A 428-nucleotide genomic window follows, 5' to 3' on the forward strand; every position below is an offset into this window, starting at 1 on the left:
GTCTGGTCGGTGTCCTGCTGAGACTGCTAACATCCTGTTTTTGTTGGTGTTGTCCTTACACCGTCCAATCATGATTGGTGGAGCTGGCGGGAGTTGAACCCGCGTCCGAAATTCCTACATCCTCGGTACTACATGCTTAGTCAGTCTTTACATTCGCTTGCCAGCTGCGGACGGACACGCCACTAACAAACTAGCCTGATTAAGTTTTAACGCTTCAACCCCAGGCAGGGCTTCCACGCGATCTCTTTTGGGTTTGACCTCTCTTGATCCCCGTCCTAAGAGCGGAGGCTAGGGAGAGAGGGCTCTAAGCAGGTTATTAAGCTGCTAAAGCGTAGTTTTCGTCGTTTGCGACTATTTTTTGCGGCTTTTTACGAGGCCAACCGCCCCTCGGCATGCACCTTGGGTTTCGCAAATCCCGTCGAATCCAG

General features: G+C 51.9%; 1 other RNA gene. It reads right to left on the reverse strand.

Annotated features, from left to right (window positions below):
• Nucleotides 1-75: 75 nt before the first annotated feature.
• Nucleotides 76-428: a transfer-messenger RNA gene (ssrA, locus tag C5750_RS26180) on the reverse strand; the annotation flags it as partial.

It is taken from the genome of Phyllobacterium myrsinacearum (assembly GCF_002980555.1).
GTDB classification, from domain to species: domain Bacteria; phylum Pseudomonadota; class Alphaproteobacteria; order Rhizobiales; family Rhizobiaceae; genus Phyllobacterium; species Phyllobacterium myrsinacearum.